A 15,766-nucleotide genomic window follows, 5' to 3' on the forward strand; every position below is an offset into this window, starting at 1 on the left:
TGATCACGGGCATCAAAGTCCGGGTCTGTTGACCGTTTACTGTAAATATTCGCCGGAACGGGAACCTTATGCAGTGAATGGTTACGAAGAATACTTTTTTCCCATCCAGAAAGTCAAAAAGCTAACTCTCTGGACAGTCTCACCATAAACATAACCCTATTATTTCTTCACCCACCCAAGCCCCATCGACCCTTCGCCGAGATGAGTGCCAATGACTGGGCCGAAGTAGCTGACCATAAATTCTACATTCGGGAATTGGCCTTCTAGCTCAGTCTTCCATTCCACAGCCTCTTCTTCCCGATTGGCATGAATAATAACGGCGCGGTAGGGCTCACCGGATTTCACATCTTCAGCCAATAGGTCGACAACTCGCTTTAATGCTTTTTTGCGGGTGCGAATTTTTTCGAAAGGGACGATTTTCTTGTCTACAAAATGGAGAAGTGGTTTGACTTGGAGCAGGCTGCCAATGAGTGCCTGGGCGCTGGAAAGCCGGCCGCCACGCTGCAAATGCGAGAGATCATCCACCATAAAATAAGCGCGGATGGATTTCTTCATTTCCTTTAGTCGAGCGATGATTTCTTGAGGGGGTTTGCCTGCTGCTGCCATTTCTGCTGCCTCCAGGACATAGAAGCCTTGCACCATGCAGCTAATTTCTGAATCGAATGGGTAAACCTCAATTCCCTCTGCCATTTCGCCCGCAGAAACAGCTCCTTGAAACGTGCCGCTAATCCCGCTCGAAAGATGAATGCTGATGACCGCATCATATTCCTTGGCCAAATGGTTGAAAAACTCTACAAATTGACCGACGGAAGGCTGAGATGTTGTCGGAAGCTCTTTTTGCCTAACCTCTTGAAAGAATTCCGAAGCTGTAATTTCGACTTCCTCCTGATAGCTTTCATTTCCGAAGATGACACTGAGAGGGATCATATGTATTTGTAGTGAATCCCGCAATTCCTTCGGGATATAGGCTGTACTATCCGTGACAACGGCCGTTTTCATCATTTCGTTACCATCCTTATTTTCTACTAATATCTAGAATTCATTTTATCGGAAATCAACTATGATTGCATTAAATAAGGATAAAAAAGGCCTAGATATGTATATTTCAAAAATACTATGAAATAACTTTGCTATCTGTATTCTCCTTATCACTTTTTACCTCTAAGCCTCTATTTTCTAATTCTGCAGATAATATTTCGATAAAGGAAGGGTCAAGGTTTTGATCAATCGCTTTAAGGTACGTATTAATAAGGACTGTATCTGTCAAACACGCTAAACTTTTCATAAGTCATTCCTCCTATAACCATATTCCTATTTTGTATAAACTCTCAAATTTTGTAAATAGTTGTAGGGAAAATGTTATTATTTTAACAAATTTGATACAATTTGGCGATTTTTATCAATTATGTTAAAGTGAAACTATTAAGCAGGATCTCATCGCCCATTAATCTGCGATAAATATCCTTAACAAAGTGCCCTCGATTTCTTCAAAGGGAGATAAGGATGGAAAAAAGATTTTTTATTGTTCGGGGGAATTTAAAATAAAAATGCTACAGAATTATAAATTCAATCTATTAAAAAGCGAGCTGGGCCGACACAAATCAATCAAGGTACCAAATATGAACTATTCTATTAGCGGGGATGAATTAGCAGACTGGTTACTTGAGGTTTCCTCTCCACGGGAAGTAGATGAAATCGTTCTGATGATTCAATGTGCACGCAAAAGAGGTTCCAAAATCATGTCACTACTTCAAACGATCGCAGCCGCGTTATTAAAATAAAGTAAAAAACACGTCATAGCTTTTAACAGCCATCACGTGTTTTTTTCTTTACAATTTAATTACTGTCCAATGAATGGTGCCCTGCACCGACAAAATTTAGCGGACTTCCACCCAGCCATTTTTAATCGCTACGACAACGGCTTGAGTACGGTCGTTTACATTCATCTTTTGAAGAATATTACTTACGTGGTTTTTAACCGTTTTTTCGCTGATGAAGATAGCTTCACCGATGCCTCGGTTGCTTTTTCCGTCAGCAAGCAGCTGAAGGACTTCGCATTCGCGGCGAGTTAACAAGTGAAGCGGGCGGCGAATTTCTACTCTTTGTGTGTAGCCTCCACCCTTTCCTGACTCTTCAAGTGCTAGACGGCGATATTCATTCACCAAATTATGAGTAACTTTTGGATGCAGGTAGGATCCGCCATCTGCAACAACCTTTACAGCCTCGATTAATGCATCCGCATCCATTTCTTTCAATAAATATCCACTAGCGCCAGTTTTAAGTGCATGAGAAACATAATTTTCATCATCGTGAATAGATAGAATGATGACTTTCGATTCTGGATATTTCTCAATTAACTGTCTCGTTGCTTCTACTCCGTTTGTTGTTGGCATATTGATATCCATGATTACAACATCTGGCAGATTTTTTTCTACAAGGGCTAATGCCTCGCAGCCGTCATCACCTTCTGCAACAACCGAGAATGATTTTTCAAAATCTAGTATTCTCTTTACACCTTCTCTAAACAATTGGTGGTCATCGATTATGACAATCTTTGTAGTCAATTGTGTTCCCTCCCAAATAAATCCCAATTTGTCTAATTCTATTTTTTTCCTCTTATAATTCTACAATTACTATTTAAATACCTGCGTGTTGATTCTGTTACGAACGCCTTTTTGTTTGCAAAAGCCGCTTCTCAGTAAGAGAACCAATTCTGCGGGTATAAGATCTGCATTTTTTACAAGGTCACAATCTCTTTAAAACCTATGTAGTAAAAAACAATTAGTTATAATTGTAATGGAACCTGTATGATGACAATGGTCCCTTTTCCAACTGCTGAATCGATGGCTATCTGTCCTTCCAGCAACTCGACTCTTTCTCTCATGCCCATAATCCCAAAGGAATTGTGCTTCTTTTCTTGAATATCGAAGCCTTTTCCATCATCTTTAATGACAACCGTTACCTTCGATTTATCAATTTCCAGTCCGACTGTGATCTTATTGGCCTCTGCATGCTTTAAAGCATTTTGCACGGATTCCTGAATAAGGCGGAAAAGAGCTACTTCATATTTACCAGGCAGGCGTTTTTCCTCTTTTATATTTGAAAAATCTATTCTAATCGACTTATGATATTCTTCGATGGTCACTAGGTATTTTTTGAGGGTTGGGACTAAACCTAAATCGTCAAGGGCCATCGGGCGCAAATCATAAATAATCCTTCGAACCTCATAGAGGGCGCTTCGGACCATTTTCTTAAGATCGCGGATTTCCCCAATTGCTGCAGGACCCCCTTGCTCCTTATATACTCGTTCAATCAAATCGGAACGCATCATCACATTCGCCATCATCTGTGCGGGGCCATCGTGAATTTCACGGGACAGCCGCTTTCGCTCTTCTTCCTGCGCTTCGATAATTTTCAAGCCAAATTCCTGTTTCAGCTTGGCGTTTTCTAGCATTTCTCCAACCTGTTTCAGATCACTCATTAAATAATTCATAACCACTGAAATTTGCGATATCAAATGCTCGGCACGTTCAATTGTATCATTTAAGCCCACGAGCCTTCTCTCAATATCATCCCGCCTGTCCCGGAGCTGCTTTTCGAGCTGCTGATTCATGGTATAATCCATTTGCAGGCGGTGAGCCTTTTCATAAGCGTCCCGAACCTCAGCCTCAGAATAGTCCTTAAAGTGCTTGCTAACCTCGGAAAGCTTCTTTCTGGCAAAACGAGTCTGAGCCTCAAGCTTGTCCCCTTCGTCAATGGACTTTTTGACAAGCACCTTCACTTCTTTTAGCTCATCGGATAATGTTAAATGCTCCTTGCGGCATTGTTCACCAATTTGAAACACTTCGTCCTTGCTCGAACCAACTGCTTCAACCATTTGCTCTAAAATCATATCAAGTGTTTTCGTATCAAATTTCTTATTACTCATAAGATTTTCCTCCAATGATTAGACGCCCAAAACATCGCATGAGTTTCACTAGGGTCTAACTCAATTTGGCGGGCTAGCAAAGGCTCATTACCTCTCAACTTAGTATTTATAGCCTTGCAGCGATCGGAAGAGTACTAACGGCATGTTTACAATGAATAATATTACTAGGTACCTTCTTTTAAGCCCATTACCTATATCCATTATATTAGTTTTATTTAATAAGAGATACTATCATTCCGCCCATTAAATTATACTAAATCATGAAAAAATCGGTAAAAAGCCTCACACTTGAGTTTTTTCTCTATGTCTTATATCCTAGTATAATGACTATACGTGTGACCAGATCCAAAAGTGTTTTAGCGTTAAGCAGCCTACAATCTGTACTAGCCTAATTTCTCACTATGAGGATAGTGTCATTATACCATGGGACTAAAAATGCTATATTAAGATTTCATTACAAAACAAACTATTTTTTTCAAATTTATTATATTTTAGGAAAAGGCGTAACTTTTGCCATTATTCATTGATGTAAGATTCGTGTCGAATTATAATGATAAAAGCGGAAGCGCCTCGAAACAATCGAATCCCTGCTAAGAATAGTCACTTGTGATCAGCCACGACAAACAGGAAGCAAGGTTGTTCTCAAACTTTCGTTTCGTATTATAATGTAGAAAAGCGATTCAATGTAAGAAGAGAAAGGAGCGGTTATATGCTGCCCCGTTACTATACAGTTAAAGGATACGGCGAAAACGAAATCGTCATCCAAAAATCGCGATTTATTGCTTATGTGACAAGAGCGGAGACTGAGGCAGAAGCCCAGGACTTTATCCAGCAAATCAAAAAGAAGCACTGGGATGCTACCCATAACTGCTCTGCCTATATGATCGGTGAAAATGATCAAATTCAAAAGGCAAACGATGACGGAGAGCCAAGCGGCACAGCCGGAGTTCCCATTCTTGAAGTATTGAAGAAAAAACATCTTAAAGATACAGCCGTTGTGATTACCCGTTATTTCGGCGGAATTAAGCTTGGTGCCGGCGGACTGATCCGCGCCTATGGAAAAGCCACCTCTGAAGGCATCGATGCAACCGGTATCGTCGAACGGAAATTAATGAGAGTCATGCATACAAAAGTCGATTACACCTGGCTTGGCAAGCTAGAAAATGAACTCCGCTCGTCTGTTTATACGATTAAAGATATCCATTACCTTGATAATGTCGAGTTTGAAACGTATGTCGAAGATGAGCAAACGGAGAACTTCATTGACTGGATGGTTGAGCTTACGAATGGACAAGGTGTTATGTCGAAAGGTGACAAGGTGTATTTGGAGGAAGAAGTGGGAAAATAATTATATTTACGATTGCCTATTATTTATGTAAAATTAACTATTGTTTCAACATTTTTTCCTTGTTCAAAAAACACTATATTAATAAATAAAGTAGGGATAGAATGTCTAAATCTAGGTCAAATAGGCGAAAAAACAGAAAAAAACGCTTTTGGCGAATTACTGTCCTCCTTTTCCTGCTCCTTCTTTTAGGTGGCGGGTCCTATTTTGCTTATAACGTATTTTATCATGCCAACTTAGCCAGTAAGAATATTTATAAAGAAATTGATCGGGATAAAGTAAAGAATCATCGTACAGAAGAAGTTAAAATTACGAAGGATGCTTTTAATATTCTTTTACTAGGGATAGAAGAGCAAGGCGGCGGCTCAAGGTCTGATGTCATCATGCTAGTAACAGTCAGTCCGCAAACAGGAGAGGTTTCCATGCTCAGCATTCCTCGGGATACTAGAACGATGATTCCAGCAGCCGGTTTCCAGACAAAAATCACGGAATCCTATAGCTATGGCGGCGTAGAGTCCACTATAGAAACAGTTAATCAGTTATTGGATGTGCCGATTGATTACTATATCACGACAAATTTCGATGGCTTTGAAGATATCGTTGACACCCTTGGCGGCGTACAGGTGAATGTTCCTTTTACATTTAAAGCCCAATTAACCGGAAGTTTAAAATGGAAAACCTACTACGAAGGCGAAATGGACTTAAATGGAAATGAGGCACTTGCCTACGTAAGGATGAGAAAAAAGGATCCAGAAGGTGACAAAGGACGTAATGAAAGACAAAAAGAAGTCATAAAAGCGATCATTGACAAAGGCACTTCTTTTGGTACAATTACAAAAATTGATGATATACTAGGAGATCTTGGAGAGAATGTAAAAACAAACATCCCTCCATCTCAATTTGCTAGTTTTGTTAAACTTTATTCGAAACTAAAAAGTTCAGAAATTCAAACCCTTGCTTTAAGAGGAACAGACGGTAAATATAATGGGATCTCTTACTTTTTCCCAGAAGATGATTCCATCGAAGAAATTAGCACGATTCTCAATAACACGCTCAACAACACGACTACCAATAACCTGACGGGAAATCAATCATCCGATTCGAGTGCTTCTGAACAGGCATCAACTGGTGTAGAATACTAATTTCACTTTTTAGCAGATTACAAATTTAATAGACATTTAAAAGTTGCCGATGCTATGCTGAGGCAGCTTTTTTTTTGTTTTTTTTCTCTAAAATGAGGTGCTTTGCTCAGCCAATGCTGAGATTGAAACGATTCTATGTTTGCCGTTTGTCTCCTTCCCCTGCTGAACCCTTACATTGAATAATTCAATGTTACCGTTTTAACTCTTTCACCTTCAAAACCCTCACATTGAACAACCCTATGTTACCTTTTATCTCCTTCCCCACTAAACCCTTACATTGAACAACTCAACCATAACGTTTTTGTCTCCCTCACCTTCTAAAAGAAAACATCAAACATTTCTATTTTTAGCTTAATCTACCACCTTACATTTTTTTCATAATTATAAATGCCTAAATTTGCTTTTACGGGTTGGAAGATTAGACAAAATTCGCTAGAATAAGGTAGTATCTATTAAATTTTGTCGACGGAGGGAAGAAATTTGAAAAAACTCATTGCCTCTTCTGTTCTTGCCACTGCTGCTTTATTTCCTGCCATCGTACAAGCGGAAAACCTAAATACTCCGGCTAATATGTTCGTAGACCAAAATGTTGAGATTAGAAAAGGCGCTACAACTGCCTATCCTCTAATTACATCTCTTCCAATAGGAAAAAGTGTGACAGTTATTGATGAATTCATCAACTCAGCTGGTGAAACATGGTATCGAGTTGATTTAGGCAGCAAACAAGGATGGGGATTAGCGAGCAGCTTTACCGAGAATTCTACTAATCAATCTCCTCTGCAAACAGGGAAAGAAGCAACCATTACAGAAGATCAAGTAAATGTTAGAAAAGGCGCTACAACCTCTTATGAAGTAGTAACAAAGCTATCAAAAGGAACGAAGGTAAAAGTAATCGATACCTTTAAAAATAGCAAAGGGGAATTATGGTACCGAATCGAAGTTGGTTCGATTAAAGGATGGGTCATTCAAAGCTACTTAACCCCGGTGACCGATTCGAAGCCTGCACCTCCTGCTATAGAAAGCAAGACAGTTCAATCAAAGGCCGCAGTCAGAAAGGGTGCCACTGGATCCTACAGCATTGTTACATACGTTTATAAAAATCAAAAGATCACCATAATGGACACATTTAAAAATGCCGCTGGAGAAACCTGGTATCGTGCAGACTTAGGGACTATTAAGGGCTGGATTCACGAGGATGCCTTTAAGCCCGCTGCCAATCTGCCAAGCCCTCCTGATACAGAGACTAACCCCCTTCCAGAGGTTGGCAGCTATGTATACAGCAGTCAAAACGGAATTGATGTAAGAAAAGGGGCAACTGACTCCTATGCATCTGTAGGTAAGCTTTCAGTGAACCAAAAGGTAAAAGTCATTGATCATTTTACAAATGCAAACGGAGCTACTTGGTTAAGAGTTGAGGTTTCCCCAACATTATTAGGCTGGGTTCCAGCTAATACAATCAGTGCAACTGAATCATTAAATATTGATTTATATGTAAGTGTGGCAGTAGCCAATTTAAGAAGCGGCCCATCAACAAATGATTCTGTTATTGATCAAGCGACAATGGGAACTTTGTTAACAGCTATAGACAAGGCATACGACACAAGCGGTGAACTATGGTACAAAGCCCTCAACAGTTCTAATCAAACAGTTTGGGTGCATGCAACGGTCGTATCAACTAAGCCTACCTTAAGTAAAGGAGCTATCCTCATTGTAGGAGCTAGCAATATTTCTTTACATTCCGGTGCTTCAACCCAATATAAAGTAAAGGAAGTTCTAAAAAAGAATAGTACTATAACTTTTGTTGGTGACTTTACGAATTCACTTGGTCAATATTGGCTTCAAGTAAAGAGCTCATCTGGAAATACAGGCTGGATTCAGGATACACATATGGATTCCCTCCAGTTATTAGAGAAGAAGCTTCTTTCTCCTGAAGTAACAAGTTTGGATGGGCATCAATACTTAAACTGGAAGAAGCCTAGTAAATATTCAATCTCCTACTCTACTTTATCGTCCAATCGACTAAAGCTTTCCGGAGGATTAACGGACGTTGATCTGCCAAAAGGGAACATTCCAGGAATTCAATCCGTTGAGACTATTTCGTCCGGCAGTGAAAAATCTGTAATCATCACTTTTGAGCCAGGCTACTCTTTTACAATCAGAGATTATAACGATAAGTTATCCATCAAAATTGTCCCATTAGGACTGCTTGGCAAGCATGTTATTATTGATGCCGGGCATGGCGGAAAAGACGCAGGGGCTGTTGGTCCGACTGGGCTAAAAGAAAAAGATGTGAATTTAGGCACTGCTCTAATCCTCAAGGAGGAACTGGAAGCATATGGAGCGATTGTCACTTTAACTAGGAGTACAGATATCTTTTTAGAGCTATCACAAAGAACCGATATCGCAAATCGTTCACAGGCGGATGCATTCATTAGCATTCACGGAGACTCTTTTTCTTCAACATCTAAAGGAACAACGACCTATTATAATTCAACCGTTAACTTTAACGGTCCTAGAAGTAAAACGCTAGGAACCGCAATTCAGAAAAATATGGTTTCCTCTATGAATACGTATAATAGAGGTGTAAAGGAACAATCATTCTATGTAAACCGTATGAATGATCTTCCAAGTGTTCTTGTTGAACTAGCATTCATTTCTAACCCAAATGAAGAAGCGTTACTAAAAACAACAGCATTCCGCAAAAAAGCGGCCGTTGGGATCACGAAAGGTTTAGAGGAATACTTTAACAATTTCTAAAATCTAGTAATCCTATTTCCCGACAAAAAAATTTATGTTAATCTACTATATGTAAGTGAATTTGGGTATTTTTTATATAATACCCAAATTTTTTTTTATAAAACAAAAAAATACATAGGGGGCAAAAAATAAATGAACCGGTCTAAAAAATTAATTGTTGCTGGAGCATTGACACTTAGCATTGGAGCAGGCGCTGTATTGGCAACTCCACAGGCGATGAACGCTTCTAGCAATGTTGTATTAGCCAGTGTGGATTGGGTAACCTCTCAATTAAATCCAATGAAGACAAAAATGACTGAGCTTGAGAATAAGATTAATTCACAACAGCAAGAGATTAATAGTTTGAAAGCTCAGATTTCTCAACTAGGTTCTAATCCTGTAACGCCACCACCAACTACGACTCAGCCACCGGCAAACGGAGAACTTCCATCGACTGTTTATGTAGCCAATGCATCGGTTAATATTCATTCCGGCGCAACGAAAAGCTATAAAGTCATCGCTACAAAAACACAAGGAACATCCTTGAAGGTCATTGATCAATTTACTTCCTCAACAGGCCTTTGGTATCGTGTTGAACTTTCAGCTACTGTAAAGGGATGGGTATTTTCGAATGAGGTTTCTGTAACCAAACCGAGCACGAGCGGTCCGACACAGGTCGTTACATTTGGAGATGTTCATCTGCGTAAAGGTGCTACGACTAGCTATGCCGTCATCGAAACGCTGAAAAAAGGAACAACTTTGAAATATATTTCAACATTTACTAACGCAAAAGGAGAAGTTTGGTACAATGCTGAAACTTCTGCTGGAGTAAAAGGATGGGTATCCGGATCTCTTAGCGAGGTGAAATAAGTTGAAGAAATTCATTTCTATCATTGCTAGTTTACTATTGCTCCTAGTCTATCTTCCAACAGACTCAAAAGCATCTGAACTAGTAAATTATCCGAAAGAAGTAAATGTATCTGTACATCTGGCAACTAGTGTTACGCTGACCGCAAATGGCAGTTATCAATTAAGCAACAAAGATACAGCTGAAATTACAGAAATTCCACAAGGGACGGTTCTTACCGTTAAAAAGGAAGGTTCAAATGTAAATGTCACTTTTAATGGGACTAGCCTTAACTCTGTAACAGGCTTTAATTTACAGGAAAAAATCAGCACAAGCACATCACTTGTAAGAGTTAGCAATGGCACTACATATAGAGGCAGCTTCTTTTTTAAACCAAATGGAAACAAGGTCGAAATAATTAACATTCTTGATATGGAAGATTATTTAAAGGGTGTTGTCCCGAGTGAAATGCCTGCCTCCTTTCATAAGGAAGCACTAAAGGCTCAAGCGATATCAGCAAGAAGCTATGCTGCCAACACCTTGATGCTGACAAGCACCGCGGCTAGCCAAGTATATCGAGGATATTCTGGTGAAGATGCAAGAACGAATGCGGCTATTAAAGAAACAGAGGGCATGCTAGTTAAATATAATGGCAAGCCGATCCAAACATTTTTCTTTTCCACCAGCGGCGGCCGAACAGCAAATGTTGGTGATGTTTGGAACTCTAAGCAAGAGCACTTCCCATATCTAGTTTCAGTAGATGATCCATATGAATCATCTCCGTTCAGCAACTGGACTGAAACATTTCCTGCTGAAACTCTGCTAAAATCTTTTGGATTCACAGATCTATCAGCACAAATCTATGACATTGCCTTATCAAAAACAGGTGCTAACGGAGAAGTAAGAGGCATTACAATAAAAACCTCTGCAGGGGATAAAACCGTAACGGGAAATGAATCAATTATTCGAAACTATTTTCCGCTGAACAACGTACAGCTGTATAATAAATTGCAATCCAACTGGTTCGACATTCAGCTTAATGGCTCTGCTTCGCAAAATCTTTCTGTACAGACTTCTAGCGGAACGACCGCTATTGGAGATTTGAAAGGGCAAAAAGTGCAAACAGCAAATGGCGAAGTCACTCTGACGGATTCAAAAGTTTCCATTCAAACGGCGAGCGGCGTCGTATCGAACGAAGGAACAGGAAACATTACAACTGTTACCCTAAACGGGAAAGGCTGGGGCCACCGAGTCGGCATGAGTCAATACGGTGCAAAAGGCTTTGCGGAAAGAGGCTGGACTGCCGAGCAAATCCTTACTCATTACTTCCAGGGGACAACGGTATCTAGATAATAAGCTAAAAAGCCAATTCCACAATCAGGAATTGGCTTTTTCTTTTCGCTTTATATCAATATTATCCAGAATATCATCGACAATGCTCTTCCATGAATACTGCTCAATCGCAAGCTTGCGTCCATTTTCACTCATGGCTTGATACTCATCATCAGATACTTTCATTAGCTCCTCAATGGCAGCCGCAATTCCCTCTGGGTTTTCCGGCGGAGCAATCTTACCACAATGGTATTCATCCAAAATGGCAGCACTTTCTCCATCCCCGCAGTATAAAACGGGTTTCCCTGAAGAAATAGCAGGGAAAATTTTCGATGGCCTTGCTCCTTTAAACAGTTCAATGTTTCTCAACGAAACTATACTATAATCACAAATCGAGAACATCCTTGGCATTTCCGAGACAGGAACAGAACCGTAGAACGTCACATTATCTAGCTGAAAATCCTCTTTCATTTTCAACAGTTTTTCTCGCTCCTGACCGTCTCCAACGAAGAGAAAATGTACATCTGGAAGCTTGTCCTTTAATATAAGAGCTGCCCCCAATACGGAATCTAATCCTTGAGCATAACCCAAAGCTCCTGCGTACATAAATACCTTTTTTCCCTGAATGCCGATTTTCTCTAGCAGTTCATGATCTTTTGGAAGGGGCAAAAAGGTATCTGTATTTACTCCATTTGGAAGAAGAAATACATCTGCTTCACTCTTGCCCTTTCGAACCATATAATCCTTAATGCCATCAGTAGCTGTCGCAATTTTCCACGACTTCCTATACAAGAATCTTTCAAGGATCTCCGCCATCCGGATAAAGCTTTTGTTTTTCAAAATGCCAAGCTCCACCGCTGATTCCGGCCAAATATCCGCAATGTTGAAGACAAACTTAGCCCGCTTCATTTTCGCACCGAGGTAACCCGTAATCCCAAGAAATAACGGCGGGGAATTACAGATGATCACATCGGTTGGCTTGGATTTCATAATGGAATAAAAGGCACTAAAGGTGAAGGAAAAATAAGAAGCAAGCCGCTTCCAAAAACTTCCCTTTGGAGATGGGTAAATCCAAGAACGATGAACAGGGATCCCATCCCACTCTTCAAACATATAAAACTTTCCTCGATATTCCTCCGGGATAATTCCGTGAGGGTGATGAGGAAATGCGGTAATCACTTCCACCTGATGTCCTCTGCTAATTAGCTCTTTACTTACTTCATACACACGAATTTGCGGAGCACCTGTTTCAGGGGGAAAATGTTGACATAAATAAATCACTCTCATTTTCCCATCTCCAATTAGTTCACATTTAACTGTTTAATATACGCTTCCAGCTTATCTTTAAGATCTGGACGCTTTAAAGCATAATCAATTGATGCCTGTAAGAAACCAAATTTATCCCCAACATCGTATCGCTTTCCTTGAAGAATATAGGAATAAATCGATTCTTTTCCTAATAAACGATCAATCGCATCTGTAAGCTGGATTTCACCCTTTTTATCCGGGGCAACCTCTTCAAGCAATTCAAAAATGGCTGGCGATAAAATATAGCGCCCAACAATCGCTTGTGTGGATGGAGCCTCTTCAATCGCTGGCTTCTCAACCAAACTTTCTACCTTATAAAGGTCCCCCGATTTTTCTGAGTAATTTACGATTCCATACTTATTAACCTCAGAAAGCGGTACCTCATTACAGCCCAATATACTGGATTGAACTTGATTATACTGATTAATCATTTGTTTAAGAGCCGGAACTTCACTATCAACGATATCATCACCTAGCAATACCGCAAAAGGCTCGTTTCCGATAAACTTCTTCGCACATAACACAGCATGTCCTAGACCAAGCGGCTCTTTTTGGCGAACATAATGAATATCAACGAGATTAGAGATATTCTCAACAACTTCGAGCATATCGTGCTTGCCTGTTCTTTCAAGCAGCATTTCTAGCTCTACGGATTTATCAAAATGGTCCTCAATCGCCCTTTTGCTTCTTCCCGTTACGATAATAATATCCTCAATCCCTGACTCAACGGCTTCTTCAATAATATATTGAATCGTTGGTTTATCAACGATTGGAAGCATTTCCTTCGGCTGTGCTTTTGTTGCCGGCAAAAATCTAGTCCCCAACCCTGCAGCAGGAATTACCGCCTTTTTAATCATGATTTCATCCCCTCTTTCAAGGTTTTTTCATATAGGTCTAGCATTCCATTGGCATTATCTACCCAATTATAATGAGCTTTCACATGCTCTATTCCTGCTAGCCCCATTTCTCTGCTCTTTTCTTTATTTTCAACTAAAGAAAGGATGGCTTTTGCTAACTCTTTCGGATTTTCCTTCGGTACAACGTATCCAGTCTTGCCTTCAACAACGACTTCAGGCAATCCGCCAACATTGGAAACGACTACCGGCACTCCGCACGCCATCGATTCAACCGCGGCGACACCGAAGCTCTCACTATCCTCTGTTGAAGGGACGGCAAATACATCCATTTTATTGATATATTCCGGAACCTTGTCATTTGGAACCCGTCCAGTAAAAGTAGTGACCTCATCGATTTTCAAATCGCGGGTTAATTGGATATATTCATCCCTCTGACGGCCATCCCCTACAATAAGCAGCCTTGCATTGTTTTTACTCTTATAGATGTCTGCAAAGGCATGAATTAAATCCGCAATTCCATATTTATCTTCGAGTGCCTTAACCGTTCCAATCGTAATATGGTCCTCAGATTTTAAGCCTGGCAGAGGCTTAAACTTCGCCATATCTACTCCAAATGGCGTAACAAAAATGTTTTTGTTTGTATACTTATTCGTTTCTTTAGCCATGATATGACTTGTAGAACCAATCACATCCGTTTTCGACAAAGTATATTCAACCATTTTCCGATTTAAACTGCCCTGCTGCGGAAACTGAAAAACATCTCTTCCCCATACAGACAAATAAAAAGGCTTATAATTCGCAAGCGCTCCGACAAAGCCATAGCTTGAGGCGTAATGGGCATGGAAAATATCGGGTTTAAATTGTTTTAACACCTTCTTAAGGGCAAAAACGCTTGAAAAATAAGATAGCTTCCCCGGTAAAAGCTTGGGAAGTGTAATCGTATCAATTTCCTTCGCATTTTCCTCAGAATAATGGTCCGCAAAGGTAACAACCTTAACCTCTATCCCGTTATTTTTATAAAATAAGGCCCACTTATGCGTGTGTATCGACCTGCTTGGAGCCAAAATTAATACTTTCATAAATCCTCCTGTAAATGCGCTTCAGCGCCTCGAAACTACTCTTTTACTAAGGCATTCTTAATTTTTTCCACCCTAGCAGTCCATGAATGCTTTTGCAAAAAGGTGTTTTGAATGTTTTCCCGATATCCTGTAGCCTTAAGGGCCATCTCTTTAATGGCTCTTGCCATATCCTCGGGCTTATCCTCGCAAATAATTCCGTACCCATCTGACTCTATTATCTCTCTTTGCGCCTGACAATATGTGGCGATCACTGGCAGTTCATTAGAGAGATACTCAACAAGCTTAACAGGAACAGCGAAATCATTGTACGTGCTCCGATATCTAGGAATAAAGGCAAAATCCATTTCACGATAAAGATCATTTAATGCTTCGCCGCTTACATGCTGAATGGTTACATCCATCTCTTGCAGGCGAGCCTTTTTCTCTTCGGGCAATTGTTTGTATTCATCCTCACGGCAAACAATCGTCAATTCGGACACTTTTTCCTGCTTGTTCGCAATTTCTAGTGCATCAAGCAGCAAAAATAATCCGTAATCTTCATTATTAATACCGCCGACATAAAGACCTTGCGCGAACTGAGTATCCTTTTCCTTCTTCACTACGTCCACTTTTTTGCCGCCTGGCGGTAGGGATATTTTCTCTCTTTGAATGTCAACATACTTCCCCATCGCATCGCTAGGCAAGAAAATAACTTGGCAATACTTATTGTAAAACCTTTCCTCCATACGATAAATGGTTTGCATAACCGGCTTTTTAACACCTTTTAACGGATAAAGCTCATCAAACTTCCAATATACATCACGATAGAAAACGCCAACAGGGACTTGACGCTGCTTTAAATAACTCATCACCTTTTTATCAATAAACGGCTTTTTCGGAATATGCCCTTTATCTGTCAGCCAAAAAGGAATCGTTTGATTTTCCATATAGCAAAACCAAACATTTTCAAGCTTCCCTTCTGCCTTCCATTGTTCAAAAAGGGTTTCCCGCGCAGAAGAATTTCCTGCCAAAAGCAGAATTTCGACATTCTCCTTCGCTCCCCATTCCTGAAACGCCTTATACATTTCCTTAGGTCGAAGCTTGGAACCGCTATTCGCATTTTCAGCTATTTCAAAAGGATAATAAAGCAAAACTGATTTCATTATATGTTCTCCTTATCGTTCGTCGCCTGCTTTTCAAGTGTGCTTTAGAT

Annotated in this window: 14 protein-coding genes; 6 read left to right on the forward strand and 8 right to left on the reverse strand. The window is 40.1% G+C overall.

Annotation, left to right across the window (positions count from 1 at the left end; translation table 11 throughout):
* Window positions 1–159: 159 nt before the first annotated feature.
* Complete coding sequence (locus V7127_RS13750) at window positions 160–999, reverse strand: DegV family protein (RefSeq protein ID WP_335486921.1); 840 nt, start codon at window positions 997–999, stop codon at window positions 160–162.
* Between the two features lie 115 nt (window positions 1,000–1,114).
* On the reverse strand, window positions 1,115–1,285 hold the full coding sequence (gene sda, locus V7127_RS13755; RefSeq protein WP_335347059.1) for a sporulation histidine kinase inhibitor Sda: 171 nt from the start codon (window positions 1,283–1,285) through the stop codon (window positions 1,115–1,117).
* Window positions 1,286–1,619: 334 nt separating this feature from the next.
* On the opposite strand from sda, the gene V7127_RS13760 reads away from it, so the two are divergent.
* On the forward strand, window positions 1,620–1,781 hold the full coding sequence (locus tag V7127_RS13760) for a hypothetical protein (protein WP_335486908.1): 162 nt from the start codon (window positions 1,620–1,622) through the stop codon (window positions 1,779–1,781).
* Between the two features lie 96 nt (window positions 1,782–1,877).
* Here the strand turns inward: V7127_RS13760 and V7127_RS13765 are convergent, their stop codons facing one another.
* Together V7127_RS13765 and V7127_RS13770 are read right to left on the reverse strand one after the other, a co-directional pair.
* Window positions 1,878–2,564: a response regulator transcription factor gene (locus V7127_RS13765; RefSeq protein ID WP_335347061.1), complete on the reverse strand. Its 687-nt coding sequence runs from the start codon at window positions 2,562–2,564 to the stop codon at window positions 1,878–1,880.
* A gap of 221 nt (window positions 2,565–2,785) precedes the next feature.
* Window positions 2,786–3,928 (reverse strand): sensor histidine kinase, encoded by a 1,143-nt coding sequence (locus V7127_RS13770; RefSeq protein WP_335347062.1) that lies wholly within the window; start codon window positions 3,926–3,928, stop codon window positions 2,786–2,788.
* Window positions 3,929–4,637: 709 nt separating this feature from the next.
* Between V7127_RS13770 and V7127_RS13775 the strand changes: the two genes are divergently transcribed.
* The 5 genes from V7127_RS13775 (at window position 4,638) to V7127_RS13795 (ending at window position 11,351) form a co-directional block, all read left to right on the forward strand.
* Window positions 4,638–5,276 carry a YigZ family protein gene (locus V7127_RS13775; RefSeq protein WP_335353292.1) on the forward strand — a complete coding sequence of 213 codons (639 nt, stop codon included), beginning with the start codon at window positions 4,638–4,640 and terminating at the stop codon, window positions 5,274–5,276.
* A 101-nt stretch (window positions 5,277–5,377) separates the two neighbouring features.
* The gene (locus V7127_RS13780) at window positions 5,378–6,415 is read left to right on the forward strand and encodes an LCP family protein (protein ID WP_335486912.1); all 1,038 of its coding nucleotides are present in this window, start codon (window positions 5,378–5,380) and stop codon (window positions 6,413–6,415) included.
* A gap of 480 nt (window positions 6,416–6,895) precedes the next feature.
* Window positions 6,896–9,172: an SH3 domain-containing protein gene (locus V7127_RS13785; RefSeq protein ID WP_335353290.1), complete on the forward strand. Its 2,277-nt coding sequence runs from the start codon at window positions 6,896–6,898 to the stop codon at window positions 9,170–9,172.
* Window positions 9,173–9,304: 132 nt separating this feature from the next.
* Window positions 9,305–10,021 carry an SH3 domain-containing protein gene (locus V7127_RS13790; protein WP_335344519.1) on the forward strand — a complete coding sequence of 239 codons (717 nt, stop codon included), beginning with the start codon at window positions 9,305–9,307 and terminating at the stop codon, window positions 10,019–10,021.
* A gap of 1 nt (window position 10,022) precedes the next feature.
* A complete protein-coding gene (locus V7127_RS13795) occupies window positions 10,023–11,351 on the forward strand; it encodes a SpoIID/LytB domain-containing protein (protein WP_335353289.1) in 1,329 nt (442 codons plus the stop codon).
* 24 nt (window positions 11,352–11,375) lie between these two features.
* Here V7127_RS13795 and V7127_RS13800 read toward each other — a convergent pair whose 3' ends face one another.
* Genes V7127_RS13800 through V7127_RS13815 form a run of 4 tightly spaced genes read right to left on the reverse strand, consistent with a single transcriptional unit; the run spans window position 11,376 to window position 15,716 of the window.
* Complete coding sequence (locus V7127_RS13800) at window positions 11,376–12,617, reverse strand: glycosyltransferase family 4 protein (protein WP_335486916.1); 1,242 nt, start codon at window positions 12,615–12,617, stop codon at window positions 11,376–11,378.
* 14 nt (window positions 12,618–12,631) lie between these two features.
* A complete protein-coding gene (galU, locus tag V7127_RS13805; RefSeq protein ID WP_335353287.1) occupies window positions 12,632–13,495 on the reverse strand; it encodes a UTP--glucose-1-phosphate uridylyltransferase GalU in 864 nt (287 codons plus the stop codon).
* Window positions 13,492–14,574, reverse strand: coding sequence for a glycosyltransferase (locus V7127_RS13810; RefSeq protein ID WP_335353286.1), 1,083 nt, complete (start codon window positions 14,572–14,574; stop codon window positions 13,492–13,494). The genes galU and V7127_RS13810 overlap by 4 nt, the downstream gene beginning before the upstream one ends.
* A gap of 35 nt (window positions 14,575–14,609) precedes the next feature.
* A complete protein-coding gene (locus V7127_RS13815) occupies window positions 14,610–15,716 on the reverse strand; it encodes a glycosyltransferase (protein ID WP_335353285.1) in 1,107 nt (368 codons plus the stop codon).
* Between the last annotated feature and the right edge of the window lie 50 nt (window positions 15,717–15,766).

It is taken from the genome of Bacillus sp. JJ1773 (assembly GCF_036962035.1).
Taxonomy (GTDB): Bacteria; Bacillota; Bacilli; order Bacillales; family Cytobacillaceae; genus Cytobacillus.